This is a genomic window from Pseudomonas sp. FP1742, from assembly GCF_030687145.1.
In the GTDB taxonomy this organism is placed as follows: Bacteria; Pseudomonadota; Gammaproteobacteria; order Pseudomonadales; family Pseudomonadaceae; genus Aquipseudomonas; species Aquipseudomonas frederiksbergensis_D.
Genome location: NZ_CP117460.1, coordinates 2,959,392 through 2,985,890, shown reverse-complemented (window position 1 = coordinate 2,985,890; position 26,499 = coordinate 2,959,392). Strand labels below are relative to the sequence as shown.

Sequence of the window (26,499 nt, the reverse complement as noted above, 5' to 3'; positions counted from 1 at the left end):
TGCGGTAATCCGCCTTTGGATGGACAGCAACCGGCGCCCAGTCAAACGCGCCAGTCGCAAGCAAACCTTCGCTTGGACCATAGGCCGGGATTGCGCCCCTCGCAACTTTTCGCAGCCCATCGGTAGCGTCGTTGCCTGAACGCCACTGCCGAGGGCTTATCGGTTTCAGGCGGAAACTTTTCCCTGACGGTGATCGGCAAAAAACGCCTTGCCCTTGCCGATCCGGTCGGAGGCCTTGGGCATATTCGCCGACTGGGTATCCTGGCCATCGACATACCAGTAGCAATGGCTCACCGCCCGAGTGATGCCCACATAGGCCAGTCGCAGGATCTCGTCCTTCTGTGCGCTGTCGTAGGGCTCGCTGTCACCGGCCTTGCCGAGTCCGGCCATGCGATAGACCTGATTTTTATAAGGCGAACTGGTCAGATGCTGGCAATCGCCCAGCAGAAACACCGCGTCGGCCTGCAGGCCCTTGGCGCTGTGATAGGTCAGTTGCTTGAGCCGCCGTGCGTCGTACGGCAAGCTAGAATCTACATTAACTACTGACTGAATATGTTCTTCAATCAATGACTTATCGCTGCTTTTTCGATAAAGCATCAAGATCGAATCGCCTTTTCTGTAGTGTTCGATCAAACGCTGGGCCATGCCCTGGTCATCCCGATCGAGCACATTCACCGGCAGCAAGGCCTTGGGTTCACCGCTGGCCTTGGCTTTCTTGCCGGCGATCGCCGGTGCCGCACGGACGATATGTTCCGCCGCGTCGATGATGTGCTGATGGCTGCGGTAATTGTCGCTGAGCATCACCTTGGTCGTGCTCGGTGACGGGAACTCCTTGTTGAACTCCATGAAGTAGCTCGGCGAACTGCCACGCCAGCCGTAGATCGATTGCCAGTCGTCCCCCACACACAGCAATGACGAACGTTGCGCCCCGCGCCCTACGTGCATGGCCGGGCCACGACTGCGGATCTCGGCCAGGCTGGCGCGAATCCAGGAAACGATCTGCGGCGACACGTCCTGGAACTCATCGATCATCAAGTGCGACATCGGCCTGAGCAGTTCATCGCTGAGCAACTTGAGATTCTCCGGTGAATGCTCGCTGAACAGGGCAAACATCCGGTTGTAGGTCATCACGGGTGGCGATTGATCCAGCAGATGATCTTCCAGCGCTCGCCAGAACAGACTCAAGGCCTCGAAGAAGAACCGGTCCGGGTCGTCCTTGGCGAAACTCATCTGGCCCACGGCATTGGGTACATCCAGGCCGAGGTTTTCGATGAACCCGGCGGCCGCGACGAAACAGTCCAGCAACGGCGCGGAAGCCAGCTCGCCCTTGACCTTGTAATCGAAACCCGGCCCGGCGCTGGCGTCGCCGGCAAGAGACGCCAAAACACGCCTTGAAGATTCATAACTATCCAGCCATATCAATGGCTTACGACAGAAAGCTTGAAACAAGGTGCGCTTTACAGCCCATTCCGCACGCACGGTCAGCTTGGCATTCGGGCGACTGACCTGCGGGTTTTCCCAAGGGTCGAAACCCAGCACCACCCAGGCATCCAGTGCCGGAATGTAGCCATGGCAATGGAAGGTCGAGCCGTTGATATCGAAAGTCTGGCGATTCGGCTCGATGCCCTTGATTGGCCAGGCGCCGGCGCGAAACCACAGGTCTTCGATGGTGTCGCACAGCTCTTCATCGCGCTTGGCGGCCAGTTCGGTCACCGCCATGCGCTTTTGCACGTCCGGGTGATCGCGTTCCAGTTCCTTGAGTTGCAAGGCGTGACGAGACAACGGCTTGATCAATTCACGGAAACGTTCATCGCGAGTGTGCAAGTTGTGATAGCAGGCGTTGAGCTGCTGGCGCTGGGCGTCGTTGATTCGCAGGTCGAAGGGATTGCTGTCGACCTCCTCATCGGCGCCCTGCACACGCAAACTGAGGTTTTCGAAAGCTTGCAGGCGTTCGAAACCCGGCAGGCTGCGCACCATCGGCAGGATCCGCGAATGGAAGGTGCGTACCAGGTCCCGGGCTTCTTTGAAGCTAAGCGCCCGGCCCCACACACCAAACAGTTCGATCAGCTTATTGATGAAGTCCTTGCGCGACTCGCGGGTGAAGGTCACCACGGTCATCGAGCTCAGCTCAAACCCTAGGTAATGACTGAGCAGCAGGATACGCAACACCAGGGTGGTCGACTTGCCCGCGCCCGCGCCGGCGATCACCGAAGTCGACGGTGTGTCACTGAAAATCATCTTCCACTGGGCAGCGCTCGGCTGGGCATGCGCGGGCAGCAGTCGCGCCACGTCGGCCTTCATGCGCTTTTTCAGCTCGGCGCTCAATGGCAGGCGCCAATCGTCGAACAGGTTGTTATCGACGTTGGGCGGTCGATGCTCGGTGGAGCGCGAGTCACGGATCAGCAGCACTTGTCGGCCTTCTTCCAGGCCCTCGAGCTTTCCTTCCTTATAGCCGTATTCCACGCCAGCGCTGTGACCGCTGCGAAAACCGTCGGCTTGCCCGTGCAGCCAGGACGCACGGTGTTGCGCGCGCAGGCGGGTCAGGCCGTGGCCAAAGAATCGGGCGGCCAGGCGCTTGAGCAAAGGCATCTCGGCCAAGGGACGAAGTTCGGGCGGAAGATCGGGTGTGTGTTGCGGCACGCAGGCGGACTCCAGTGTGTGAGGCTGTCGGGGGCTATGGTGTCTGCATTTGCCGTTGAGTTCTAGTGAAATGCTTACAGGTCATTGGCTTATGCGATGAAGTGAAGGCTGGATGAGAAAAATTCGAGGTTGTTAGATATCAAATAATTCGATTGTATTGAGGCATTTTTTACGCTTTTTATCGATAAGTACCTGATAGATGATGCTCTCCATCAACCACCGGTTCTCGTTTGTGGCTCAGGCGTTCTGCCCCATGACGAACCTTTTTCAGGAGACGATCATGCTTGAACTCAGACCTTTCAACTCCCTGGGCGGCGCGCACCATGGCTGGCTGGATGCCCATCACCACTTTTCGTTCGCCGAGTACTACGACCCCAAACGCATGAACTGGGGCAACCTGCGGGTGTGGAACGATGATGTGATTGCCCCCGGCACCGGGTTCCCGCAACACCCGCACCGGGACATGGAAATCATCACCTACGTTCGTGAAGGCGCGATTACCCACCAGGACAACCTGGGCAACAAGGGCCGTACCGAAGCCGGTGATGTGCAGGTCATGAGCGCGGGCACCGGGATCGCCCATAGCGAATACAACCTGGAAGCGACCGAGACCCGGATCTTTCAGATCTGGATCATCCCCAACGAAACCGGTCTGGCACCGTCGTGGGGCGCCAAGCCCTTCCCCAAAGGCCAGCGCGAAGGCTTCGTGACCCTGGCCAGCGGCAAGGCCGGCGACGATCAAAGCCTGCGGATTCGCGCCGATGCGCGTCTGGTGGCGGCCAACCTGAAAGCCGGGGAAACGGCTGAATATCGTCTGGACAGTGGCCGTCGCGCTTATCTGGTGCCAGCGACGGGAGCGATTGAAGTCAATGGCTTACGTGCACAAGCTCGAGACGGCGTTGCGATTGCCGATGAGCAGGTGTTGCGCGTGACCGCAATCGAGGACAGTGAAATCGTGTTGGTGGATGTGGCTTGAGGCGGTAAATCCGTGTGCAAAAAAAGGGGCGACCGTTGATGGTCGCCCCTTTTTTCTGAAATGTTGGTGACTGTACTGACGCCATCGCGGGCAAGCCCGCTCCCACAGGTTTAGCGCAAATCCTTGGGGGAGCGGGCTTGCCCGCGATGGGCCTTCAATCACTTCGCAGAGATTGCGCCATCCACCAATGTCTGAGCCTCGGCCACCAATTGCTTGAGGTGATCGTCACTGACAAAGCTTTCGGCGTAGATCTTGTAGATATCCTCGGTGCCCGACGGCCGCGCCGCGAACCAGCCGTTCTCGGTCATGACTTTCAGGCCGCCGATGGCCTGGTCATTACCCGGGGCGTGGCTGAGGATGCTCTGGATCGCTTCGCCCGCCAGTTGAGTGGAGGTGACCTGGTCCGGCGACAATTTGCTCAGCAGTGCTTTCTGCTCAGGATTGGCCTTGGCATCAACGCGCACCGAGAACGGCTCACCCAGTTCATCGGTCAACGCGCGATAGGCCTGGCTTGGATCACGGCCCGTGCGAGCGGTCATTTCAGCGGCCAGCAGCGCCGGAATCAAACCGTCCTTGTCGGTACTCCAGACACCGCCGTCCTTGCGCAGGAACGATGCGCCGGCACTTTCCTCACCGCCAAAACCCAGGGAGCCGTCGAACAGACCGTCGGCAAACCATTTGAAGCCGACCGGCACTTCGTACAGACGACGGCCCAGACGTTTGGCCACGCGATCGATCAGGCCACTGCTGACCACGGTTTTACCCACGGCCGCATCGGCGCGCCACAGTGGACGGTTCTGGAACAGGTAGTCGATCGACACCGCGAGGTAGTTGTTCGGCGCCAGCAAACCACCGGACGGCGTCACGATGCCGTGGCGGTCGTGGTCCGGGTCGCAGGCAAACGCCACGTCGAAACGCTCTTTCAGGCCGATCAGGCCTTGCATGGCGTGGCTGGACGATGGGTCCATGCGGATCTGCCCGTCCCAGTCGACGGTCATGAAACGGAACGTCGCATCGACCTGTTTATTCACCACTTCCAGGTCCAGGCGGTAGTGCTCGGCAATCGCCGACCAGTAGCGCACCCCTGCTCCACCCAGCGGATCGACACCCAGGCGCAGCTTCGCATCGCGGATGGCGTCGAAGTCGATCACGTTGACCAGGTCGGCGACATAGGTGTTGAGGTAATCGTGACGATGGGTAGTGCCGGCCTTCAGGGCCTGCTCGTAGCTGATGCGTTTGACGCCGGCGAGTTTGGCCGCCAGCAACTCGTTGGCCTTGGCTTCGATCCACTTGGTGATGTGGGTATCGGCCGGGCCGCCGTTGGTTGGATTGTACTTGTAGCCCCCGCTTTGCGGCGGGTTGTGGGACGGCGTGATGACGATGCCGTCCGCCAGGCCCGAAGTGCGCCCACGGTTGTAGCAAAGAATCGCATGGGAAATGGCCGGCGTCGGTGTGTACTCGTCGCCTTCGGCGATCATCACCGTCACACCGTTCGCCGCCAGCACTTCCAGGGCACTGGCACCGGCCGGCGTGGACAGCGCGTGGGTGTCGATCCCGACGAACAGCGGGCCGTCGATACCCTGGGCTTCACGGTACAGGCAGATCGCCTGGCTGATGGCCAGAACGTGCCATTCGTTGAAACTCAGATCGAACGAGCTACCTCGGTGTCCGGACGTGCCGAAGGCGACGCGCTGGGTAGAAATGGCTGCATCGGGCTGGCCGGTGTAATAGGCCGTCACCAGTCGCGGGATGTCGACCAACAGTTCTGCCGGTGCCGGTTTGCCCGCAAAAGGACTGAGTGTCATGCAAAACCTCTGAAATAGAGTGGTTCGGGATAGGGACGCAGTTTACTGACAGTTTGACCATCGCGCGACGTTATCGATTGTCAGGTTCCGCAGGATGCCTGGCGCCCGGGCTCAATCGATCGATTCCAGACGCAAGGCATCTCCCAGCCGTCCCAGTGCGGCGACGAGCTCGTGGTCGCCGCCGAACGTATGACTCAGGCGCAAGTGCTGGGCGTGCAGCCCCTGCAGGCTGAACAACTCCCCCGGCGCGATGACCACTTGCTGCTTGAGCAGGCGCTGGAACACTCGATGGATGTTGACCTGACGCAACGAGCGAATCCAGACCGTCGCCCCGCCCCGGGGCTCGACGAAATGCAGCGCATCCGGCAAACGCTCTTGAAGCAGTTGGGTCATCAGCACCATGCGTTCCTTGAGCAGCCGACGCAACACCAGCAGGTGTTGATCGATGCGTCCATTGCTGTACAGCCGTGCGATGGCCTTCTGACGAATCAGTGACAAACGGAACGCCCGCAGCAGAAAGTGCCGCTGCAGGTCGGCGCGCAGCTGCCGCGAAAGCAGATAACCATAGGGTGCCTCCGAACCGATGATTTTCTCGAACGTGGAAAACACGATCAGCCGATCGGGGTCCAGCAGATCGCGAAACCGCAGGCCGTTCGGCTCGAATTCGAGCTCGCCGTAACAATCGTTTTCCAATACCCAACAGCCATGCTGCTCCAACAGCTGCGCGGTAGATTTTTTGTTGTGGTCAGGCGCCACACTCCCCCGTGGCATGTTCAACCCCGATGAAAGCATCACCAGCTGCACCGGTTCGGTTTCGAGCAGCGCTCTGAGCTGCTCAAGATCCAGACCACCACAGGCTTGCAGCGGCAGCTCGACAACCTGCACATCGGCATCCTGGAACAAGCGCAGAATGACCCAGTCGCATGGCGATTCGACCACGACCACCGCATCTTTGAGGCCAAGGACGGCGATCAATATTTCCAGTACACCGCGCAGGTCGGCACCGATGTAGACATCGTCGGCATGCCAGCAGCGTGTCGGCGAAGTGGTGTAGCGCGCCGCGAGCGCTGTGCGCAATTCCAGCTCGCCGCAGGGCTGTGAAGACGGCTGTGGCTGGCGCGGGTATTGGCGCAGCAGTTCTCGCTCCAGCAACAACAACGGGCTGTCCAGGGGTTGCAACAACGCTGGCTCATCGGCGCTCAGCACCAGCATGCCAGGACGCCTGGCGTTGACATAGACGGTTTCGAGCAGGTCCTTGCCACTGCCAGGCATACCGATAGAGGACACTGGCAATGCGTAATAACCCGACTTGGCGACTGAATAGACGCGTCCCTCCTTCTCCAACAGCGAATAGGCGTATTGAATGGTCGAGATCGACACATTCAAACGATCCGCCAATTGTCGCAATGAGGGCAGGCGCACTCTCGTGTCATTACCCGGCTCATTGATCAGACTATTGAGGTAACGGTACACCGCCTGGTACGCAAAATCGGAATCTCGTGGTCCTTTCATGGGTGATGACCAAACACACTACGAACGTCGTGACGCATCCTCGATGAATCCGTCAAACCAGGCACGTTCACCGCCCCGTCGACCATTCGCCAGTCACGGCCGTTTCATTTTCGGGGTCCATGACTGCTGCTTGCTCATCCACATCGCCGCTTTCCGTGCCAGGCACCCTGCCCTTATCCCGGACAAACGGCTCCATGCGGTACAGCGTACCGATCAGATTGACCGGCAACCCACTGACATCAACCATCCACTGCAGGACCTGCTCGGGTGCCGGGCCGCCCTGCATCGCCCGATGCAAATCCGGTAGCGCCACCAGCATGCCGGGGTGGCACTGACGGAGAAAGTGCTCAAGCGCCGCGCCGCGATCGACAAAAGGTGCGAACAGCAGACACACCAATTGGGCTTCACTCAAACCGAGGTTCTTTTGCGCCTCGGCCGTTGCCATTGCGCGCTGATCGGCCATCGTCAGCGGATTGCCGAAAGTCTCCATCGCCTGCTCGCAAAAACGCTCGGGCAACTGCTTGCGACGCATCATCACCAACGCCCGCTGCAGGTACTCATTGACCCCTGCCTCGTAGGTGCGACCTAGCACAAAGCATGCTTGCAGACCGCGAAGGTGCGCGGAGATCGACAGACTCACGTAGTCGTTCTCGCTGAGTTGAGCCGTCAATTCATCAGGCTGAAATCCGAGAAAGTCGGTGAGCAGCGGCCAGCGTTCTTCGAGATTGCTGACCAGCATGTCGTGAATGTCGATGAAGGTCGTACGGCGGCAGGCCTCAAAGCAGTCGGCCGGACGCCATTGAGCCTGGGCGGCATCGGGATAAAACGCGCGGTAGCAGTCGCTGCCCAGCTCATCGAGCCGCGCGAACAATCCCTCGTAACCCGCTTCATGAGAGTCCGGCGCTTTTAGCCCGGCCTTGGCTGCGGCACGGTTCAAACCGTCGAGAAACTGCGCCTGTCGACGGGGCGGATCGCTACTGACCAGTACATCGACGCCTGTGTTCCAGCGGGCGATTTGTCCATAAAACTCGCCGGTAGCCAGGTATCCGTCATCCCATAGCTCAAGCGGCCCGTCCCAGGCGCGACGGTGCCCGACCATCAGCTGGTTGCGCCGATTCCACTCGCGACCGGCTTCGGAGATCGGCATCAGGTGATTGAACGGCAGGACTTCACGATGATCAACCATCAACACTTCGACCCGGGGATCGTCGTAGAGAAACAGCGCGCTGCAGCTGCGATGAATGTTTTCCAGGGCCATCGGTGCCGTGCCATTCAGGCGCAAAGTGGCCACTCGCAGCTGAAACGTCGCCGGAGCCCGGCTGGCGATACTCAGTTGCGCGGCACGCAGCAGCGCCAGGGTGTAGCAGCTGTCGCGGGAGCCGGACTGGATCGCCAATACCTTGTAATTACCGATACGCTCCATACCTCCAGCAGACACCACCAGGCGCTGAATCATCAGTTGCAATGCCGTGCGCTCGGCGCGCGAGAAAAAACTCAGCAAGCGCTGCAGTATTTGTTGATAAACATAATTCATTGCCTGTTCATGGGTATGGGTCATCATTGTTTACCTGTTACTTATAAGTTCGACGCCACGCAAACAATTACATGTACCGCGCGACGGATTGCCTGTCATGAATGGAGTGCCGGGAACATTTTTAAATGCTAGCACTTAAGTTTCATGTAATTATTTGAAATGATTCCGCGTCGCGCGCCCTCCAGGCAAGGCAAGACCGCCGCAATGCCCTGCAGGCTGGGCCCCTCGGGCTTTTGTGAAGTTTCCTAGGAAATTTCCGACAGCATCCCACAGACATTTAACACAAGAAATAAAGAAAGAAGTTGCCAATAATTGTATGGCAACCGAACGTCGTCGCCTTATTTGTTGAGCATGTATTGCCAATGCGCGTTGAAAAGTTTCAACCTGATACCCAGCCATGACTCTTTCCTTGAGATGAAATAATCATTCAATTATCAGGGCTTACATAATGATTAGAAGATACAGATCGAGAGCAAAAACCAGTTCAGTTGCTGAACCGACCCACAGAAGGACCCATGGGATGTCTCGTTGAGGAGGTGTCGACCGCAGAAAAGTCCGTGGTTGCACGGACTTTTCCAGAACGGGTTATACAAAGAGGCTCATGCGAGGAGCTCAGGCAGGTTCGACCTTCAGGGCGACCCGTTCGCGACATGGGCATTCATCCATATAGCGATGCGCTTGGACAAACTCGGAAAACGGGAAGACCCGAGTCTTGAGCGGTAGCAGCACACGGTCCGCGGTCAACTGGTTGATGTCGCGCAGGGCGCGTTGCAACGCAGCCTGATCCTGGAGGATGCCCAGTTCCGGCTTGCCGGTGAAGTTGCCGATGCAGTGCACGAAGAACTGAATGTTTTTCTGGAACGCCGCACAGGCCGGGAATGGGGTCTGGTTACCGCCTTGCAGGCCATAGAGCACCAGGCTGCCGCGAGGTGCGAGCACATCGCCGAGCAGTGACATCTGCGGACCACCCAGGCCATCGAACACCACATCCACACCGCGGTTGTCGGTAATTTTGTTGATCCGCATCAGCAGATCTTCTTCTTCAGTGACGATGACTTTCTCGGCACCCAGCGACAGCAGATACTCACGCTCGTCCGCGGTTTTGGTCGCAGCGATCACTCGCACGCCGAGGGCTTTGCCCAACTGCACGAACGACGGCCCGGCGCAGTGACTGGCGTCGGTTACCAGAGCGAATTGCCCGGGCTTGACGCGAGCCAGATCGGCATAAGCAAAATAGGCAATCAACAACGGTGTGTAGTGCACGCTGGCTTCGACCGGACTGAGCACGTCCGGGTAGCGGGTCAGAGCCGAACGCGGCAGAACGATCTGTTCACCGTAGACCGGATAGTCGTTGGGGCTTTCGGCCGGGAAGCTGGCGACCTTGTCACCGATGGCCAGGTCATCGACGCCCTCGCCGAGCGCCGTGACCACGCCGGCCATTTCATGACCCAGGCCTGAAGGCAGGCGAGCATGGGACGAAGCCAGGTTCTGGCGCCAGAGAATGTCGTACCAGCTGATGCCAATCGCCTCGACACGCACCTGCACTTCGCCCGGCGCAGGCAGAGCGGTCGCATGCTCTTCGCATTTGAGCACCTCGGCCGGACCAAACTTGTGAAAACGGATCGTGCGGGACATCGCAAACCTCGTCAAAGTAACCTCTAATGCCCTGAACTCTATCTGGGCTTTCTACCCAAGACCATCAGTGGCTATTAATAGTCGACATGCCTGTCATTGATTCCGCAGCGACGGCGACATCATCAAATGCCGTTAAAACCGAAGCAGCCTTTCAGGAAAAACTGAATTACCCTGTGCAGAGTACCAGTCTTTCCCCGTAAGATTCATGCCGGCCATTGTTCTCATATGGTCGCTCACGTCAAGTTTGCTGAATCTGCCAGGACTCCAGATGAATCGTAATGACCTGCGTCGTGTCGACCTGAACCTGTTGATCGTCTTCGAAACACTGATGCACGAACGCAGCGTGACCCGCGCTGCGGAGAAACTGTTCCTCGGCCAGCCGGCCATCAGCGCGGCGCTCTCGCGCCTGCGCGGGCTGTTCGATGACCCGCTGTTCGTGCGCACCGGCCGCAGCATGGAGCCTTCCGCCCGGGCGGTGGAAATCTTCGCCCTGCTCTCGCCGGCCCTGGATTCGATTTCCACCGCAGTCAGTCGCGCGGCAGAGTTCGACCCGGCGACCAGCACCGCGGTGTTTCGCATCGGCCTGTCGGACGATGTCGAGTTCGCGCTGCTGCCGATGCTGCTCAAGCGGCTGCGCGCCGAGGCACCGGGTATCGTGCTGGTGGTGCGTCGGGCCAACTACATTCTGATGCCGAGCCTGCTGGCCTCGGGCGAAATTTCCATCGGCGTCAGCTACACCGCCGACCTGCCGGCCAACGCCAAGCGCAAGGTATTGCGCCGCAGCATGCCGAAACTGTTGCGCGCCGACACGGTGCCGGGGCCGTTGAGTCTGGATGACTTCTGCGCCCGCCCCCACGCGCTGGTGTCGTTCGCGGGCGACCTGAGCGGCTTTATAGATGAAGAGCTGGAGAAGCTGGGGCGCAAACGGCATGTCGTGCTGGCAGTGCCGCAGTTCAACGGGTTGAGCACACTGATCAGCGGCACCGATATCGTGGCCACCGTCCCGGACTATACCGCCGAAGCGTTGACCGCGGCCGGTGGTGTTCGGGCAGAGGACCCGCCGTTGCCGGTGCGCAGCTTTGAATTGCACATGGCCTGGCGCGGGTCGCAGGACAATGATCCGGGTGAGCGGTGGTTACGGTCGCGGATTCAGATGTTTTTCGGGGATCCGGATAGCCTGGCTTGATCCGGATTTTGTATTGAGGCTGATGACCTCTTCGCGGGCAAGCCCGCTCCCACAGGGATTCGTGGTGTTAATGAAATCTCCCGTGGAGCGAGCCTGCTCGCGATGGCCGCGACACAGCTTCAAGCCAGACCTTTGCACTCCCCGCAACACACAATTGTCATCATTTCATTTGATAGCCCACTAACGGAAGGTGCATGCTAGAGGGCTCGCCTTGAGCTTATATCATTCCGAATGATAGTTACCTTCGCCCCATTCGATTCGTGCGATACCACCCCGCCAAGCATTATCCGCCCATCTCAATACATTGGCGGATGCATCCATGGAACAGTCATTCAAACATTTGCGCTTCCCCTTGGCCCTGTTGGCCGTGATGGTGATGAGCGCCTGCGGCAAGACTCCGGACGCTGCCGCCACCATGCCCGCGGCGAAAGTCAGTGTGGCCAAGGTGCTGGAGCAACCGGTCAACGAGTGGGACGAATTCACCGGGCGCCTTGAAGCGCCGGAAACGGTTGAGATTCGTCCACGGGTCTCCGGCCAGATCGATGACGTAACCTTCACCGAAGGCGCATTGGTCAAGAAAGGCGATCTGTTGTTCCAGATCGACCCGCGTCCGTTCCAGGCTGAGGTCCGCCGCCTCGAAGCCCTGGTTGCGCAAGCTCGCGCCACAGCCACCCGCAGCGAAAACGAAGCCCAACGCGGCGAACGTCTGCGCACCAGCAACGCGATTTCCGCCGAACTCGCCGACTCGCGCACCAGCGCTGCTCAAGAAGCTCGCGCCGCCGTCGGCGCGCTTCAGGCACAACTGGACCTGGCCAAACTGAACCTGAGCTTCACCCGCGTGACTGCGCCTATCAGCGGTCGCGTCAGCCGGGCGGAAATCACCGCCGGCAACCTTGTGACCGCCGATACCACCGCCCTGACCAGCGTGGTGTCCACCGACAAGGTCTACGCCTACTTCGATGCCGACGAGCGCGTGTTCCTCAAGTACAACCAGCTCGCCCGCCAGGGTCAACGCGGCGCCACCACCCCGGTTTACATGGGTCTGTCCAATGAAGACGGCAACCCGCACCAGGGCCAGATGAACTTCGTCGACAACCAGGTCAACCCGAAGACCGGCACCATCCGCGGTCGTGCGGTGTTCGACAACAGCGATGGCAGCTACACCCCGGGCCTTTATGCACGCCTGAAACTGGTGGGCAGCGGCACTTACTCCGCGGTACTGATCAACGACGAAGCAGTGGGTACCGACCTGGGTAAAAAGTTCGTGCTGGTGATGGATGCCGACAACAAAACGGCTTACCGCCCCGTCGAACTGGGTCCGAAGATCGAAGGTTTGCGCATCGTGCGCAGCGGCCTGAACAAGGACGACACCATCATCGTCAAGGGCTTGCAACGGGTTCGTCCTGGCTCACCGGTCACCCCTGAGGTGATTCCGATGGCCAGCAAGGAAACCCTCGCGGCCCTCGCACAACAACGACAAGCGCTGGAAGCCAGCAACCTGCCCCAAGTCGCACCTGCCAAGGTTGCGCCGGGTACGGTTGTGAAAGTGGCTGCTGCGACTCCACGCGGTTAAGGGGCAATTACTCCGATGAATTTCTCCCAATTCTTCATTTCACGGCCGATCTTCGCAGCGGTGCTGTCGCTGCTGATCCTGATCGCCGGCGCGATCTCGCTGTTCCAGTTGCCGATCAGCGAATACCCGGAAGTGGTGCCACCGACTGTGGTGGTCCGCGCCAACTTCCCGGGCGCCAACCCTAAGGTCATCGGTGAAACCGTGGCCGCTCCGCTGGAGCAAGCCATCACCGGCGTCGAGAACATGCTGTACATGTCCTCGCAGTCCACTGCTGACGGCAAGATCACCCTGACCATCACCTTCGCCCTGGGCACCGACCTGGACAACGCGCAGGTACAAGTGCAGAACCGCGTGACCCGGTCCGAGCCGAAACTTCCCGAGGAAGTGACGCGCATCGGTATCACCGTCGACAAGGCATCGCCCGACCTGACCATGGTTGTGCACTTGACCTCGCCGGACAAACGCTACGACATGCTCTACCTGTCCAACTACGCCTTGCTCAACATCAAGGATGAGCTGGCGCGTCTGGGCGGTGTCGGTGATGTGCAGCTGTTCGGCATGGGCGATTACTCGCTGCGGGTGTGGCTCGATCCGAACAAGACCGCTTCGCGCAACCTGACCGCCACCGATGTGGTCACCGCGATTCGTGAACAGAACCGTCAAGTGGCGGCCGGTGCCCTGGGTGCTCCGCCTGCGCCGAATGCCACGGCATTCCAGCTGTCGGTCAATACCCAAGGCCGTCTGGTGTCCGAGGAAGAGTTCGAGAACATCATCATTCGCTCTGGCGAAAATGGTGAAATCACTCGCCTCAAAGACATCGCTCGTGTCGAACTCGGCTCCAGCCAATACGCCCTGCGCTCCTTGCTGAACAACCAACCGGCGGTGGCGATCCCGATCTTCCAGCGCCCGGGCTCCAACGCAATTCAGATCTCCAACGACGTTCGGGCGAAAATGGCCGAACTGAAGAAGAACTTCCCGGAAGGCATGGACTTCAGCATTGTTTATGACCCGACGATCTTCGTGCGCGGCTCCATCGAGGCGGTGGTTCACACCCTCTTCGAAGCACTGATCCTGGTTGTGCTGGTGGTGATCCTGTTCCTGCAAACCTGGCGCGCCTCGATCATCCCGTTGGTGGCGGTGCCGGTTTCGCTGATCGGTACGTTTGCCGTGATGCACCTGTTCGGCTTCTCGCTGAACGCCCTGTCGCTGTTCGGACTGGTACTGGCCATCGGTATCGTGGTCGACGATGCGATTGTGGTGGTGGAGAACGTCGAGCGAAACATCGGGCTCGGGTTAACCCCTGTGGAAGCCACCAAGCGTGCGATGCGTGAAGTGACCGGTCCGATCATCGCGACGGCGCTGGTGCTGTGTGCGGTGTTTATCCCGGCCGCGTTCATCTCCGGCTTGACCGGGCAGTTCTACAAACAGTTTGCCCTGACGATTGCGATTTCGACCGTGATCTCGGCTTTCAACTCGCTGACCTTGTCGCCAGCACTGGCCGCCGTGTTGCTCAAGAGCCATGACGCGCCAAAGGACCGCTTCTCCAAGGTGCTGGACAAGATCTTCGGTGGCTGGCTGTTCCGTCCGTTCAACCGTTTCTTTGACAAGGCCAGCCACGGCTATGTCGGCACCGTGGGCCGGGTTATCCGCAGCAGCGGTATTGCCCTGCTGCTGTACGCAGGCCTGATGGTGTTGACCTTCTTCGGGTTCTCCAACACCCCGACCGGTTTCGTACCCGGCCAGGACAAGCAATACCTGGTGGCCTTCGCGCAACTACCGGATGCCGCGAGCCTGGACCGTACCGAAGACGTGATCAAGCGCATGTCCGACCTGGCCCTGAAACAGCCTGGCGTGGAAAGCGCGGTGGCCTTCCCCGGCCTGTCGATCAACGGTTTCACCAACAGCCCTAACGCCGGCATCGTGTTCGTCACCCTGAAGCCTTTCGACGAGCGTAAGGATCCGAGCATGTCCGCCGGTGCGATTGCCGGTGCGTTGAACGGCCAGTACGCCGGGATTCAGGAAGCCTACATGGCGATCTTCCCGCCACCGCCGGTACAAGGCCTGGGGACCATTGGTGGTTTCCGCCTGCAGATCGAAGACCGGGGCAACCTGGGCTATGACGAGCTGTACAAAGAAACCATGAACATCATCGCCAAGAGCCGCAGCGTGCCGGAACTGGCCGGTCTGTTCACCAGTTACACCGTGAACGTGCCGCAAGTCGATGCCGCCATCGACCGGGAAAAAGCCAAGACCCACGGCGTGGCCGTCAGCGACATCTTCGACACCCTGCAGATCTACCTGGGTTCGTTGTATGCCAACGACTTCAACCGCTTCGGTCGCACCTATCAGGTCAACGTTCAGGCCGAGCAACAGTTCCGCCTCGAATCGGACCAGATCGGTCAACTGAAAGTGCGTAACAACCGCGGCGAGATGATCCCGTTGGCGACCTTCATCAAGGTCAGCGACACCTCCGGGCCAGACCGCGTGATGCACTACAACGGCTTCATCACCGCTGAAATCAACGGTGCGGCAGCCCCAGGCTACAGCTCCGGCCAAGCCCAGAAAGCCATCGAGAAACTGCTCAAGGATGAACTTCCGAACGGCATGACCTACGAGTGGACCGACCTGACCTACCAGCAGATTCTGTCCGGCAACACCGCGCTGTTCGTGTTCCCGCTCTGCGTACTGCTGGCGTTCCTGGTACTCGCGGCTCAATACGAAAGCTGGAGCCTGCCGCTGGCGGTGATCCTGATCGTACCGATGACCCTGCTGTCGGCCATTACCGGGGTGATTGCCTCGGGCGGCGACAACAACATCTTTACCCAGATCGGCTTGATCGTACTGGTGGGACTTGCATGCAAGAACGCGATTCTGATCGTCGAGTTTGCCAAGGATAAACAGCAAGAAGGCCTCGGCCCGCTGGCAGCGGTACTGGAAGCTTGCCGTCTGCGTCTGCGGCCGATCCTGATGACCTCCTTCGCGTTCATCATGGGTGTTGTGCCTCTGGTCTTCTCCAGCGGTGCCGGTGCCGAAATGCGTCATGCCATGGGTGTGGCGGTGTTCTCCGGGATGCTCGGGGTAACCTTCTTCGGTCTGCTGCTGACGCCGGTGTTCTACGTACTGATTCGCAACTTCGTGGAGCGCGGTGAGCAGCGCAAAGCGGCCAAGGCGCTGAAATTGGAAAAGCAACTGGAGGCGCAACAATGAGCCTGAAAGCCTTCCTGCCGAGCCTGCTGGTACTGGCGCTGAGCGCCTGTGCCGTCGGCCCGGACTACAAAACCCCAGCCACCGAGGCGGCCAACATCACGGCCGCCACCGATGGCAGCGCCGGTCAGAAGAACTTCGACCGCGCCCGTTTCGAAGGCATCTGGTGGCAGCAGTTCGACGATCCGACCCTCAATCAGTTGGTGACGAAATCGCTGCAAGGCAACCGTGATTTGCGCGTGGCCTTCGCCCGCTGGAAAGCGGCCCGGGCGATTCGCGATGACGCCAGCAATGACGCCATGCCGACCATCACCAGCCGCGCGAGCAGTGATCTGGCCAAGGGGCAGATTCCCGGCCAGACCACTAAACGGGTCAACAGCGAACGCTATGACCTGGGTCTGGACATGGCCTGGGAACTGGACCTGTTCGGTCGCATCCAGCGCAACCTGGAATCCAGCGACGCTGAACAGCAGGCGGTCGAAGCCGATCTCTACCAACTGCAAGTCACCATGATTGCCGAACTGGTGGACGCTTATGGCCAACTGCGCGGCGCACAACTGCGGGAAAAGATCGCCCTGGCCAACCTGAACAACCAGCAAGAGTCACGCAAGATCACCGAAAGCCTGCGTGATGCAGGTGTCGGCGATCAACTGGACGTGGTGCGAGCCGATGCGCGCCTGGCGTCTGTCGAAGCCAGCGTGCCGCAACTGCAGGCGGAGCAAGTGCGTCAGCGCAACCGCATCGCCACCCTGTTGGGTGAACGTCCGGACAAACTGAGCGTCGACCTCAGTCCAAAAGACTTGCCGGCGATCGCCAAGGCACTGCCCATTGGTGATCCGGGCGAGCTGTTGCAACGGCGTCCGGACATCCGCAGCGCCGAACGCAAATTGGCGGCTGCCACCGCCCGCATCGGCGTGGCCAAGGCTGATTTGTTCCCTCGGGTGAGCCTCAGCGGTTTTCTTGGCTGGACTGCCGGGCGCGGTTCGCAAATCGGCTCGTCGGCAGCCAACGCCTGGGCGCTGGGCCCAAGCATTACCTGGGCGGCGTTCGACCTGGGCAGCGTGCGGGCCCGTTTGCGCGGCGCCGATGCTGAAGCCGAAGGTGCCCTGGCGACCTATGAGCAGCACGTATTGCTGGCCCTGGAAGAGTCGGAGAACGCCTTCAGTGATTACGGCAAACGTCAGCAGCGCCTGATCTCGCTGATACGCCAAAGCGAATCAAGCCGCGCCGCTGCGGACCTGGCCCAAATTCGTTACCGCGAAGGCACCGTGGACTTCCTCGTCCTGCTCGATGCCCAGCGTGAGCGCCTGGCCGCCGAAGACACCCAGGCCCAGGCCGAAGTCGATTTGTATCGCGGCATCGTCGCGATCTACAAAGCCCTCGGCGGCGGCTGGCAGCCAGAGACAGTCGCCAGCAAGTAATGCTGTAAAGAGCCCCTTTGGTTGGCCGCAACCCAACCAATTTTTTGCCCCGCGCCTCGTTCGGTCGCGGGGCTTTTTTTTGTCGGTATTTAATTCAACACATTCCCTGTGGGAGCGGGCCTTTGTGGGGTTAGTGGGTTGCCTGATTATCCCGGTTTTCCATGACGGTCACCGTGGCCGTGGTCCCGGCACGCAGGCGGTTTTTGGCGATAAAGTCGGCGTCGATCTGAATCCGCACCGGCACCCGTTGCGCCAGTTTGACCCAGGTGTAACTGGGGTTGATGTTGGCCAGCAGACGACTGCCCGGTGAGTTCTCGCGGTCGGCGATAGCAAAAGCGATGCTTTGTACGGTGCCACCGAAGGTTTCACCGCTCATCAACTCGACCCTGACCCGATCGCCCTCCGCGATTCGCGGCAGCTTGGTTTCTTCAAAGTAGCCGCTGATATAAAACGAGTCGCTGTCCACCAGAGCCAACAACGCCCCTCCGGCCGTGGCGTAATCCCCCTGACGCGTCAACAGGTTGGTCACATAACCGCTGACAGGCGCTGCGACCCGTGTGCGCTGCAAGTCCAGTTCGGCCTGGGTCAATGCCGCGATCGCCAACTGCACGTTGGCTTGTGCCAGGCCCAGATTGGCCTGATTGCGCAACACCTCCGCCTGCGCCACCGCCACTTCGGTGCTGGATTTTTCCCACTCTTCGCCGGAGATCGCGAAGCGCTGTTTAAGGGTTCGACGGCGCTGCTCTTCGCTTTGGCGCTGCCTGAGCAGCGCTTCGCTGGAGACAATCGTCGCTTGCGACTGGCCCAGCGTGGCTTTTGCGACTTCCACCGCACGCCTGGCATGCTCCACCGCCAGCGTATAGCGGGCCGGGTCGATCTCCAGCAGCAACTGGCCCTTCTCGACATGCTGGTTGTCTTGAACATTCAGGCTGACGATGCGCCCCGAGACATCGGCGGACAACGTCACCACATCGGCGCGCACCCGTGCATCGCGAGTCCAGGGGGCACGGGTGTAATGCTCCCAGGCGAACCAGCCGAGGATGATGGCCAGCAGGACCACCGCCAGGGTCGCGAGTCGGGCAAGGATGGTCTTCAAGGCATCAGGCTCCCATCACCAGGATCAGTGTTGCGCATACGCAGGCATACAACGCGCCTTCGAACAGGGCTTCATGCCAGACAAAACGCAGTACCCCAATGCGGCGCAAGATCCAGTCCAACAGCAGAAAAATCGGCAAGGCCAGCAACAGGGCCTGGGCGATTGGCGGCAGATAGACGCCACCCACTTCCAGATCAATGGGCAAGGGCCGGCACTCCTTCCTTGTCTGCGGGTTGGAAGTATTTGCGATGACGCTCCAGAAACGACACCACGATCAACAATGCCACACGCATCCGGAACACCGACCATAGATGTTCGTGAACGTCCAAATGCAGGTCGTCCATTTCATCGCCCAGCACACGCAAGTTTCCGAGCAACCGCTCAGGGTCGATCCCGGGCCGCCCGGCAATCAATTGTCCTGTCTCACGGACAGCCGCCAGCAAACGGTTTTGTTGTTCGGTACTCAGCAACGTATTGCTTCGCCCCTGTTGCCTGAGCTGGTTCAAAGCCACCCCCAGTGCCATGCACCCGAGGCTGACTTCGAACAGCTCGCGGGAATGTTTTTCGTTGGTCGCCGGCAATAGTCCCAGCATCATGGTCAGGCGATCGACCATGCGGCTTTCAAACGCAAATTGCTGTTCATCGGTGGCCGGCGTCTTCAACAAAGCGTAGACCTGCTCGCAGCTTTCATTGAACAGCCGGCGTATCCGCAAGTCGGGCCTGAACGGGAAGATCAAGGCGTACACGCTGAGCGCCATCGCGGCTGCACTGATATACGCACCGGCAAACTCGAACCATTGAATGGCACTGTTTTGCCCGATTCCGACATTTTGCGGGCCCAGCAACAGCAGGGTGGTCAGTCCCAGGCCAATACCCGTGCCGGTGGTTGGCGGGCTGGCCAGCCCCACCGCGACGGCATACAGCAATGGGGCCAGCAGCAAAGCGAGTAACTCGAAATCACTGATCATCGGCATCAGCATGAACAGATAGAGTGCCGACACCACCAAGGCCAGACCCAACCCCCTAGCAAAGCTTTGACTGGCCAGCAACGGTCGCGGAAAAGTCGCCATCAGCGAACAGAGAATCCCCACCACGATCATCCCGCCACGGGCCCCATCCCAAGCGGTCTCGATCCAGATCAGACCGGCCACCAGCAACGCGGTAAATGCCCGGATTGCGTTCATTGCCGCCAACGTGAAGTCCAGATGCAACGGGTTTTCCTGGCCGCGGAACACGCAACTGGCTTCACGTCCGTCCTGGATCGCGTCACTCAGTTCCAGAATCTGCCCCAGTTGCTCCAACATCCGCGCCTGCTCCCAGCGCAATGCCCAGGCCAGTGAGCGCAGGGTGGCAGGCATCGTCTCAGTGAGTTGTTCGGCCTTGTAGGCCTGGTCATCGAAGCGCTGTTGCAGCGCGCCGAAATGGTGCCGCGCCTCGTTCGACAATGAGCGCCCTTGCACGGCCAATTCATCGAGAAACGCCAGTTCCTCGGCACGCAAATGTTGTATTTCTTCCGGCAACGCGCCTTTCCAGCGCTCGGTGAGCAGTTGCCGCTGGTGACGCAATGCCGTCAGCCGCGAAGTCAGCAGCACCAGTTGATTGCCGAGCAACTGCACCAGGCTATCGGCACTGCGTAACCGTGGCGCATCGAAATACAAATGCCGACGCAGCCCTTCAAGGGCGCTGATCTCACCCAACAATTGCATTTGCCGCTGGTGGAAATCGGCCTCGCTTTCCTCGGTTCGAATGACCGCTGCCGCGTGAGTCGCGAGCAGCTTGATCACTTGATCGATCTTGGCGAAGTAACCCCGGGCCACCGCCTCCGGTCGCGCGGTCAGAAGACTGACGACACACACGCAAGCCACCGCCAATAATGTTTCAGTCACACGGGTGACGGCCAGCAGGAACGTGCCCTCCTGGTCGGGTTGCGCCAGCAATGCCACCACCACCGCCGTGTAACCGCTCAGAACAAACGCCTGGGAGCTGGTGTAGCGCAACAAGGTGCCACCGGCGGTACACAGCGCCAGCCATAAGGCCAGGGTGATAATGAAGGGCAGCGGCGCCTGGGGGAAAATGGCCATGATCAATACCGCGACTGCCGCGCCCAGCGTGGTGCCGATGATCTGGCCGAAACTTCGGGCCAGAGCCATGCCGCCCAATGGCTGGCTGACGATGATCACCGCCATGATCGACCACTTGGGTTGGTCGAGGTCGAACACAAAAGCCAGGTACAGCGTCAGCAATCCGGCCACGATGGTTCTCAGGGCAAACAGCAGCACCTCCCATCCAGGATTGAGAATAGCCTTGAAGTATTGAAGCAACGGTTGCATGGGCGTGCTCATCGAGTCATCTCCTGCAAGCGTAGTCATTGCGTCAGCGCTTCGATGGGTTTCAGTGTCGACAGAACCTGTAGGCCAATTCGCCGATGGGCACTCCTATATTGATAGAGCCTGTCGATCACCCCGTCAGCCATAGCGATTGGACTGGATTCGCCCCAGCCCTTAGGCTGACAACGCCGCGAAAATTTCCTCCCTGGATAAAGCCCTGCCCATGATTGTGCGTCCCAAACCGAATCTGCTCGGCATGCTGTTCTCTCTTAAAGGCTCGATTGCCAAACGCATTGCCTTGCGCAGTTTGTTGGTGACCCTGCTGGCGTCGGTGATCGTGCTGGTGGAGACCTGGCACCCGGCGTATTTCTCCAGGGTCAACGCCACGCCGTTCACCCTGCTGGGTCTGTCGTTGTCGATCTTCATGAGCTTTCGTAACAACGCTTGCTACGACCGCTGGTGGGAGGGCCGCAAGCATCTGGGGCAGTTGATCATCGAAGTCCGCTCGTTGATTCGCCAAACCCAGGGGCTGATGACGGCGGCCGAACGTGAGCTTGTGCTGCGTGAACTCTGCGGTTTCGCCCATGGCCTGATCGCCCGCCTGCGTTTTGAAAACGAGGTGAACGCCATCACACCGTGGACGCAGGACGCCCCGGACGCAGCGCACCCGAATATCACTGACGCGGTTTTGCAGCGGATCGGCATCCGGTGCTCGGCCCTCGCCGAACGCGGTCAGATCAGCGAGTGGCGTTATACCCAACTGGAAACGCGACTGGTCAGTCTCAGTCAGGTCCAGGCCAGTTGCGAACGCATCAAAAGCACGCCACTGCCCTTCCCCTACACCCTGTTGCTGCACCGCACCATTTATCTGTTCTGCATTCTGCTGCCGTTTGCCATGGCCGAACCCCTTGGCTGGTTGACTCCGGTGATCACCGCCATTGTCAGTTACACCTTTTTCGGCCTCGACGAAATCGGTGACGACCTGGAAGACCCGTTCGGCTTCGATGAGAACGATCTGCCGTGCAATGCGATTTTGCGCACACTGGAACGCGAAGTGCTGGCAGCGCTGGGGCAAACCGACTTGCCAGCGGCCCTTGAGCCAGACGACTACGTGCTGAACTGAGCAAGGGTTTGACTCACAGCCCGGCCTGACCGAAGCTGGCAACTTTGCAAAAGCCTGTCAGCTCCCGGATTCCTGCATGCCTCAGTCCCGCCGCTATCTGCTCATCAGCCTCTGCGCACTGCTTGCCCTCGCCCTCGCCTGGTTTTTTTTACGCAGCACGACGCCTGTCGTGCCGGAGACGATCCGACGTGGCTACAGCGAAGCGCTGACCCAGGCACGCGCGGGTCAACCGGGGGCGGCGCGGGTTCTTTACCAGCAATTAGGCCGCCCCGACCTGTCCGCCAAGCGCCGCGTCTGGCTGCATGCCGAACTGCCCAACTACCCCAGCCCGCAAGCTTTGAAACTGGCGAGTGCGGACCTGCAACATCCATCGGCGGATGTACGCATCGCGGCGATCAAGAGCATCAGCGGTTTAGTCCCCAACGGACAGCGCAGCCTGTTGCTCGGGCCCTTGCTCGATGACAGCGACCAAAACGTCCGGTTTGTGGCGGTCAACGCCTTGTTGGGCCTGTCCCCGGATGAGTTGGGGTTGTATTTCGGGCCATTGGAACAAGCCATCGATGCCTGGGAACAGGTCCTCAAGCGTCAGCCGGAAAGTGCCGACACCCAGTACCAACTGGCCCGCCTGCATTTGCACAACGCCGAACTGAAGGACGCGCAACAGGCATTGGAGCGCACGTTGCAACTGGCCCCCGGCAACTTGCCGGCCTTGGTGATGCAGATCGAAGTGCTGGATCGACAGGGCCAGAGCGATGCCGCCCAGCAATTGTTGGCCAGGCAGTTAAAGGCCCAGCCCGATTCGGCCTACCTGCAACATGCGTTGGGGCTCTGGCTGCTGCATCACGGGCAAAGTGAGTTCGCACTGCTCGGGCTGTCGAAAGCCGTGGAACTTGAGCCCGACAACAAGGATTACCGCTACGACCTGGCCACCACGCTGCATGACGAGCAGGAGCTGGAGGCCGCACAGAAACAGCTGCAGGAAATCGTCCAGCGCCACCCTGCCGATCGCAAGGCGCGCGTACTGTTGATCAACTACTGGAAGGAAAGCGGGCAGTTGCAGAACGTGCAGATCCTGCTGGCGCAGCTGGAACAGCTAAACCCCGACGATCCGGCGTTGCAGCAAGGGCTATAAACGATCTCTCGGTAGCCGCGACAAATCAGAGCAAGAAAAGGTTGAACCGCCGACTCGACGAAAGGTCAAGTGATCAGGCAGCCCATTTCAGGCACTTGAAGCCTGCTGCCTCGCTTCCCCTAGTCATGAGAGGGCATTTTTTGACTACATCTAACGAGTTGATCAGCGCAAAAGCCGGCACCGGTATCGAAGGTCTGGATGACATCCTGGCCGGTGGATTGTCCCGCAGCCATCTGTTCTTGCTGGAGGGTGAACCCGGAACCGGCAAAACCACCGTCGCGTTGCATTTTCTGTTGGCCGGCACCCGCGCCGGCGAACGCTCGTTGTACATCACGCTGTCGGAAACCGAGCGCGAGTTGCGCCAGGGCGCGTTGTCTCACGGCTGGGAGCTCGATGAGAACATCCACATCTTCGAGTTGACGCCGCCGGAAAGCCTGCTCAATGCCGAGCATCAGCAGAGCCTGCTGTACTCCTCGGACCTGGAGCTGGGTGAAGCTACCAAACAGATTTTCGAAGTAGTCGAACGGGTCAAGCCGACTCGCGTGGTGCTCGACAGCCTGTCCGAAATCCGTCTGTTGGCCCAGAGTTCTTTGCGTTATCGCCGGCAGATTCTGGCCATCAAGCATTACTTCGTGCGCTACGACGCCACGGTGCTGCTGCTCGATGACCTGACCACCGAATCCCTCGACAAAACCGTGCACAGCGTGGCCCATGGAGTGATTCGTCTCGAAGAGCTGACGCCCAACTACGGTGCCGAACGCCGGCGCATCCGCGTGGTGAAATACCGCGGCCAGAAATACCGTGGAGGTTTCCATGACTTCACCATCATGGGCGACGGCGTGCATGTGTTCCCGCGCCTGGTCGCGGCCGAACACCGCGGGCGTTATACCCGCCAGCAGCTGACCAGTGGCATCACGGAAATGGACGCCCTGCTCGGTGGCGGTATCGAGACGGGCTCCAGCACGTTGATTCTCGGTCCGGCCGGGACCGGCAAATCGCTGATCTCGATGATCTTCGCCGCTGCGGCCGTGGCCCGTGGTGAGAAGGCCGCGCTGTTCATCTTCGATGAAGAGCTGGGACTGCTGTTCGAACGGATGAAAAACATCGGCATCGACCTTCAGGCATTGCAAGACACCGGCAACCTGATGATCGAGCAAGTGGACGCCGCCGAATTGTCCCCCGGCGAGTTCTCCCACCGGGTTCGCCGTTATGTCGATGAGGGTCAGATCAAAACCGTGGTGATCGACAGCATCAACGGCTATCAGGCCGCGATGCCCGAGGAAAATGCGCTGGTGCTGCACATGCACGAGTTGCTGCTGTACCTCAATCGTCAGGGCGCCGCGACGTTCATGACCGTCGCTCAGCATGGGCTGGTCGGGGACATGCAGGCGCCCGTCGACATTACCTATCTGGCCGACACCGTCATTCTGTTGCGCTACTTCGAGGCGCTGGGCAAGGTTCGCCGGGCAATCTCGATCATCAAGAAACGCACCGGCAGCCACGAATCGACCATTCGCGAATACCGCATCAGCAGCCAGGGCATCACCATCGGTGAGCCGCTGGATGCATTCCAGGGTGTGTTGCGCGGCGTGCCGACTTACATGGGCGCGAGTAATCCGTTGCTTCAGGAAGACGCCAAGTGACCGTCATCGAGGCGATGTCCGAACGCGCAATCATTCTTGCGCCGGTGGGACGCGACAGCCAGATCGCGCTGATGATACTCAACGAAGCCGGGTTCGACGGGATCATCACCCCGAATCTTGTTGCGTTGTGCAGTGAACTTGAGCAAGGCGCCGGATTGCTGGTGATTGCGTCCGAGGCCTTGTTGGGCGCAGACCTGGAACCGCTGCTCGGTCTGATCGAGCAGCAACCGGCATGGTCCGACCTGCCGATCGTACTGCTGACCCACCACGGAGGCCCGGAGCAGAACCCGGCATCGCGGCTCGGCCCCCAGTTGGGCAATGTAACGTTTCTCGAGCGGCCGTTTCATCCGGTGACCCTGATCAGCCTGGTCACCACCGCGTTGCGCGGGCGACGACGGCAGTATGAAGCCCGGGACCGACTGATTGATCTGAGCCAAAGCGAACTGCGCCTGCAAAATACGCTGGAAACCCTCGAACAACAGGTCGAAGAACGCACGGCACAATTGCGTCACAACGAAGAAGCCCTCAGACAATCGCAGAAAATGGAAGCGGTCGGTCAACTCACCGGCGGCATTGCCCATGACTTCAACAACATGCTGACCGGCATCATCGGCAGCCTGGAGCTGCTGCGTCGACGCCTGGCCCGAGGGCGCACCGAGGACCTGGACAGCCTGATCGACCTGGGGGTGACGTCCGCCAACCGCGCGGCGGGCCTGACTCACCGACTGCTGGCGTTCTCCCGACGCCAGTCGCTGGATTCAAAACCCGTGGAGATGAACGTCCTGGTGGCATCCATGGATGAACTGTTACAGCGCAGCATCAACGAAAGCATTCACCTGGAAATGCAACTGGACGACCAGCTGTGGGTGGCCGAGGCGGACCCCAACCAACTCGAAAGCGCCCTGCTCAACCTGGTACTCAATGCCCGGGATGCCATGCCCGACGGCGGAAAACTGCTGGTCAAAACCTCCAACCAGCATCTGGATGCGCAATACACCCAAGCCCATAACAATCTCCAACCCGGTGATTACATCGTCCTGAGCGTCACCGATACCGGTTACGGCATGCCGGAAAGCACCATCAACCGGGCCTTTGACCCGTTCTTCACCACCAAACCCATCGGCCAGGGCACGGGCCTGGGGTTATCAATGATTTACGGTTTCAGCAAACAGTCCGGCGGACACGTCACCATCCACAGTGAAGTCGGAAAAGGCACCACGGTCAGTCTGTTTTTACCGCGTTTTCAGGGTGAGCTCGTTCAAGACACACAAGTCGATCTGCAACACGCGCCTTACGCCCGGGAAGGCGAAACCGTGCTGATCGTCGAGGACGATCCCGCGGTACGAGTCCTGGTCAGCGCCGTATTGAGTGAATTGGGCTACGCCTTCGTTGAAGCGGGCGATGCCGACAGCGCGCTGCCGATTCTCGATTCCGGGCAGCGTATCGACCTGTTGATCAGCGATGTGGGATTGCCCGGGATGAACGGCCGACAATTGGCGGAAATCGGCCGCCAATACCGGCCCGACCTCAAAGTGTTGTTCATCACCGGGTATGCCGAACACGCTGCCGTGCGCGGTGGTTTTCTTGACCCCGGCATGCAGATGATCACCAAGCCGTTCACGTTCGACCTGCTGACGGCGAAGGTGCGGGAAATGATCAGAATCTGAAGCACTCTTGCATAGGAGCTGCCAC

17 protein-coding genes are annotated in these 26,499 nt (G+C 59.8%); 9 read left to right on the top strand and 8 right to left on the bottom strand.

Annotation, left to right across the window (positions count from 1 at the left end; genetic code table 11):
• Window positions 1-165: 165 nt before the first annotated feature.
• On the bottom strand, window positions 166-2,640 hold the full coding sequence (locus tag PSH64_RS13225; protein ID WP_305480902.1) for a UvrD-helicase domain-containing protein: 2,475 nt from the start codon (window positions 2,638-2,640) through the stop codon (window positions 166-168).
• Window positions 2,641-2,920: 280 nt separating this feature from the next.
• On the opposite strand from PSH64_RS13225, the gene PSH64_RS13220 reads away from it, so the two are divergent.
• Complete coding sequence (locus PSH64_RS13220) at window positions 2,921-3,616, top strand: pirin family protein (RefSeq protein ID WP_026345906.1); 696 nt, start codon at window positions 2,921-2,923, stop codon at window positions 3,614-3,616.
• Window positions 3,617-3,774: 158 nt separating this feature from the next.
• Here the strand turns inward: PSH64_RS13220 and pgm are convergent, their stop codons facing one another.
• From pgm to PSH64_RS13200, 4 genes are all read right to left on the bottom strand, one after another.
• Window positions 3,775-5,421 (bottom strand): phosphoglucomutase (alpha-D-glucose-1,6-bisphosphate-dependent), encoded by a 1,647-nt coding sequence (gene pgm, locus PSH64_RS13215; RefSeq protein WP_305480901.1) that lies wholly within the window; start codon window positions 5,419-5,421, stop codon window positions 3,775-3,777.
• A 111-nt stretch (window positions 5,422-5,532) separates the two neighbouring features.
• Window positions 5,533-6,933 carry a PLP-dependent aminotransferase family protein gene (locus PSH64_RS13210; protein ID WP_105341762.1) on the bottom strand — a complete coding sequence of 467 codons (1,401 nt, stop codon included), beginning with the start codon at window positions 6,931-6,933 and terminating at the stop codon, window positions 5,533-5,535.
• A 67-nt stretch (window positions 6,934-7,000) separates the two neighbouring features.
• Window positions 7,001-8,491 carry a hypothetical protein gene (locus PSH64_RS13205; protein WP_305480900.1) on the bottom strand — a complete coding sequence of 497 codons (1,491 nt, stop codon included), beginning with the start codon at window positions 8,489-8,491 and terminating at the stop codon, window positions 7,001-7,003.
• 588 nt (window positions 8,492-9,079) lie between these two features.
• Entirely contained in the window at window positions 9,080-10,102 is a 1,023-nt protein-coding gene (locus PSH64_RS13200) for a zinc-dependent alcohol dehydrogenase family protein (RefSeq protein ID WP_105341766.1), read from the bottom strand.
• Window positions 10,103-10,370: 268 nt separating this feature from the next.
• Between PSH64_RS13200 and PSH64_RS13195 the strand changes: the two genes are divergently transcribed.
• From PSH64_RS13195 to PSH64_RS13180, 4 genes are all read left to right on the top strand, one after another.
• Window positions 10,371-11,288 (top strand): LysR family transcriptional regulator, encoded by a 918-nt coding sequence (locus PSH64_RS13195; RefSeq protein WP_305480899.1) that lies wholly within the window; start codon window positions 10,371-10,373, stop codon window positions 11,286-11,288.
• A gap of 319 nt (window positions 11,289-11,607) precedes the next feature.
• On the top strand, window positions 11,608-12,861 hold the full coding sequence (gene mexE / locus PSH64_RS13190; RefSeq protein ID WP_305480898.1) for a multidrug efflux RND transporter periplasmic adaptor subunit MexE: 1,254 nt from the start codon (window positions 11,608-11,610) through the stop codon (window positions 12,859-12,861).
• Between the two features lie 15 nt (window positions 12,862-12,876).
• Window positions 12,877-16,068, top strand: a complete 3,192-nt coding sequence (locus PSH64_RS13185; protein ID WP_305480897.1) for an efflux RND transporter permease subunit — start codon at window positions 12,877-12,879, stop codon at window positions 16,066-16,068.
• A complete protein-coding gene (locus PSH64_RS13180) occupies window positions 16,065-17,486 on the top strand; it encodes an efflux transporter outer membrane subunit (protein ID WP_105341807.1) in 1,422 nt (473 codons plus the stop codon). The genes PSH64_RS13185 and PSH64_RS13180 overlap by 4 nt, the downstream gene beginning before the upstream one ends.
• A 130-nt stretch (window positions 17,487-17,616) precedes the next feature.
• Here the strand turns inward: PSH64_RS13180 and PSH64_RS13175 are convergent, their stop codons facing one another.
• Genes PSH64_RS13175 through PSH64_RS13165 form a run of 3 tightly spaced genes read right to left on the bottom strand, consistent with a single transcriptional unit; the run spans window position 17,617 to window position 20,924 of the window.
• On the bottom strand, window positions 17,617-18,582 hold the full coding sequence (locus PSH64_RS13175; RefSeq protein ID WP_305480896.1) for an HlyD family secretion protein: 966 nt from the start codon (window positions 18,580-18,582) through the stop codon (window positions 17,617-17,619).
• Window positions 18,583-18,586: 4 nt separating this feature from the next.
• The gene (locus tag PSH64_RS13170) at window positions 18,587-18,787 is read right to left on the bottom strand and encodes a DUF1656 domain-containing protein (protein ID WP_105341827.1); all 201 of its coding nucleotides are present in this window, start codon (window positions 18,785-18,787) and stop codon (window positions 18,587-18,589) included.
• Window positions 18,777-20,924 carry an FUSC family protein gene (locus PSH64_RS13165; protein WP_305480895.1) on the bottom strand — a complete coding sequence of 716 codons (2,148 nt, stop codon included), beginning with the start codon at window positions 20,922-20,924 and terminating at the stop codon, window positions 18,777-18,779. Before PSH64_RS13165 ends, PSH64_RS13170 begins: the two co-directional genes overlap by 11 nt.
• 208 nt (window positions 20,925-21,132) lie before the next feature.
• Here PSH64_RS13165 and PSH64_RS13160 point away from each other — a divergent pair, with 208 nt between their 5' ends.
• From PSH64_RS13160 to PSH64_RS13145, 4 genes are all read left to right on the top strand, one after another.
• Window positions 21,133-22,032, top strand: a complete 900-nt coding sequence (locus tag PSH64_RS13160; protein ID WP_305480894.1) for a bestrophin family protein — start codon at window positions 21,133-21,135, stop codon at window positions 22,030-22,032.
• A 76-nt stretch (window positions 22,033-22,108) separates the two neighbouring features.
• Window positions 22,109-23,164 carry a lipopolysaccharide assembly protein LapB gene (locus PSH64_RS13155; RefSeq protein ID WP_305480893.1) on the top strand — a complete coding sequence of 352 codons (1,056 nt, stop codon included), beginning with the start codon at window positions 22,109-22,111 and terminating at the stop codon, window positions 23,162-23,164.
• 140 nt (window positions 23,165-23,304) lie between these two features.
• Window positions 23,305-24,807 (top strand): ATPase domain-containing protein, encoded by a 1,503-nt coding sequence (locus tag PSH64_RS13150; protein ID WP_305480892.1) that lies wholly within the window; start codon window positions 23,305-23,307, stop codon window positions 24,805-24,807.
• Complete coding sequence (locus PSH64_RS13145) at window positions 24,804-26,474, top strand: ATP-binding protein (protein WP_305480891.1); 1,671 nt, start codon at window positions 24,804-24,806, stop codon at window positions 26,472-26,474. Before PSH64_RS13150 ends, PSH64_RS13145 begins: the two co-directional genes overlap by 4 nt.
• Window positions 26,475-26,499: the final 25 nt, after the last annotated feature.

What these genes read in the sequence shown, in the direction of transcription:
- PSH64_RS13220 (WP_026345906.1), top strand. Translation starts at nt 2,921, where the DNA reads ATGCTTGAACTCAGACCTTTCAACTCCCTGGGCGGCGCGCACCATGGC.
- pgm (WP_305480901.1), bottom strand. Translation starts at nt 5,421, where the DNA reads ATGACACTCAGTCCTTTTGCGGGCAAACCGGCACCGGCAGAACTGTTG.
- PSH64_RS13210 (WP_105341762.1), bottom strand. Translation starts at nt 6,933, where the DNA reads ATGAAAGGACCACGAGATTCCGATTTTGCGTACCAGGCGGTGTACCGT.
- PSH64_RS13205 (WP_305480900.1), bottom strand. Translation starts at nt 8,491, where the DNA reads ATGACCCATACCCATGAACAGGCAATGAATTATGTTTATCAACAAATA.
- PSH64_RS13200 (WP_105341766.1), bottom strand. Translation starts at nt 10,102, where the DNA reads ATGTCCCGCACGATCCGTTTTCACAAGTTTGGTCCGGCCGAGGTGCTC.
- PSH64_RS13195 (WP_305480899.1), top strand. Translation starts at nt 10,371, where the DNA reads ATGAATCGTAATGACCTGCGTCGTGTCGACCTGAACCTGTTGATCGTC.
- mexE (WP_305480898.1), top strand. Translation starts at nt 11,608, where the DNA reads ATGGAACAGTCATTCAAACATTTGCGCTTCCCCTTGGCCCTGTTGGCC.
- PSH64_RS13185 (WP_305480897.1), top strand. Translation starts at nt 12,877, where the DNA reads ATGAATTTCTCCCAATTCTTCATTTCACGGCCGATCTTCGCAGCGGTG.
- PSH64_RS13180 (WP_105341807.1), top strand. Translation starts at nt 16,065, where the DNA reads ATGAGCCTGAAAGCCTTCCTGCCGAGCCTGCTGGTACTGGCGCTGAGC.
- PSH64_RS13165 (WP_305480895.1), bottom strand. Translation starts at nt 20,924, where the DNA reads ATGAGCACGCCCATGCAACCGTTGCTTCAATACTTCAAGGCTATTCTC.
- PSH64_RS13160 (WP_305480894.1), top strand. Translation starts at nt 21,133, where the DNA reads ATGATTGTGCGTCCCAAACCGAATCTGCTCGGCATGCTGTTCTCTCTT.
- PSH64_RS13155 (WP_305480893.1), top strand. Translation starts at nt 22,109, where the DNA reads ATGCCTCAGTCCCGCCGCTATCTGCTCATCAGCCTCTGCGCACTGCTT.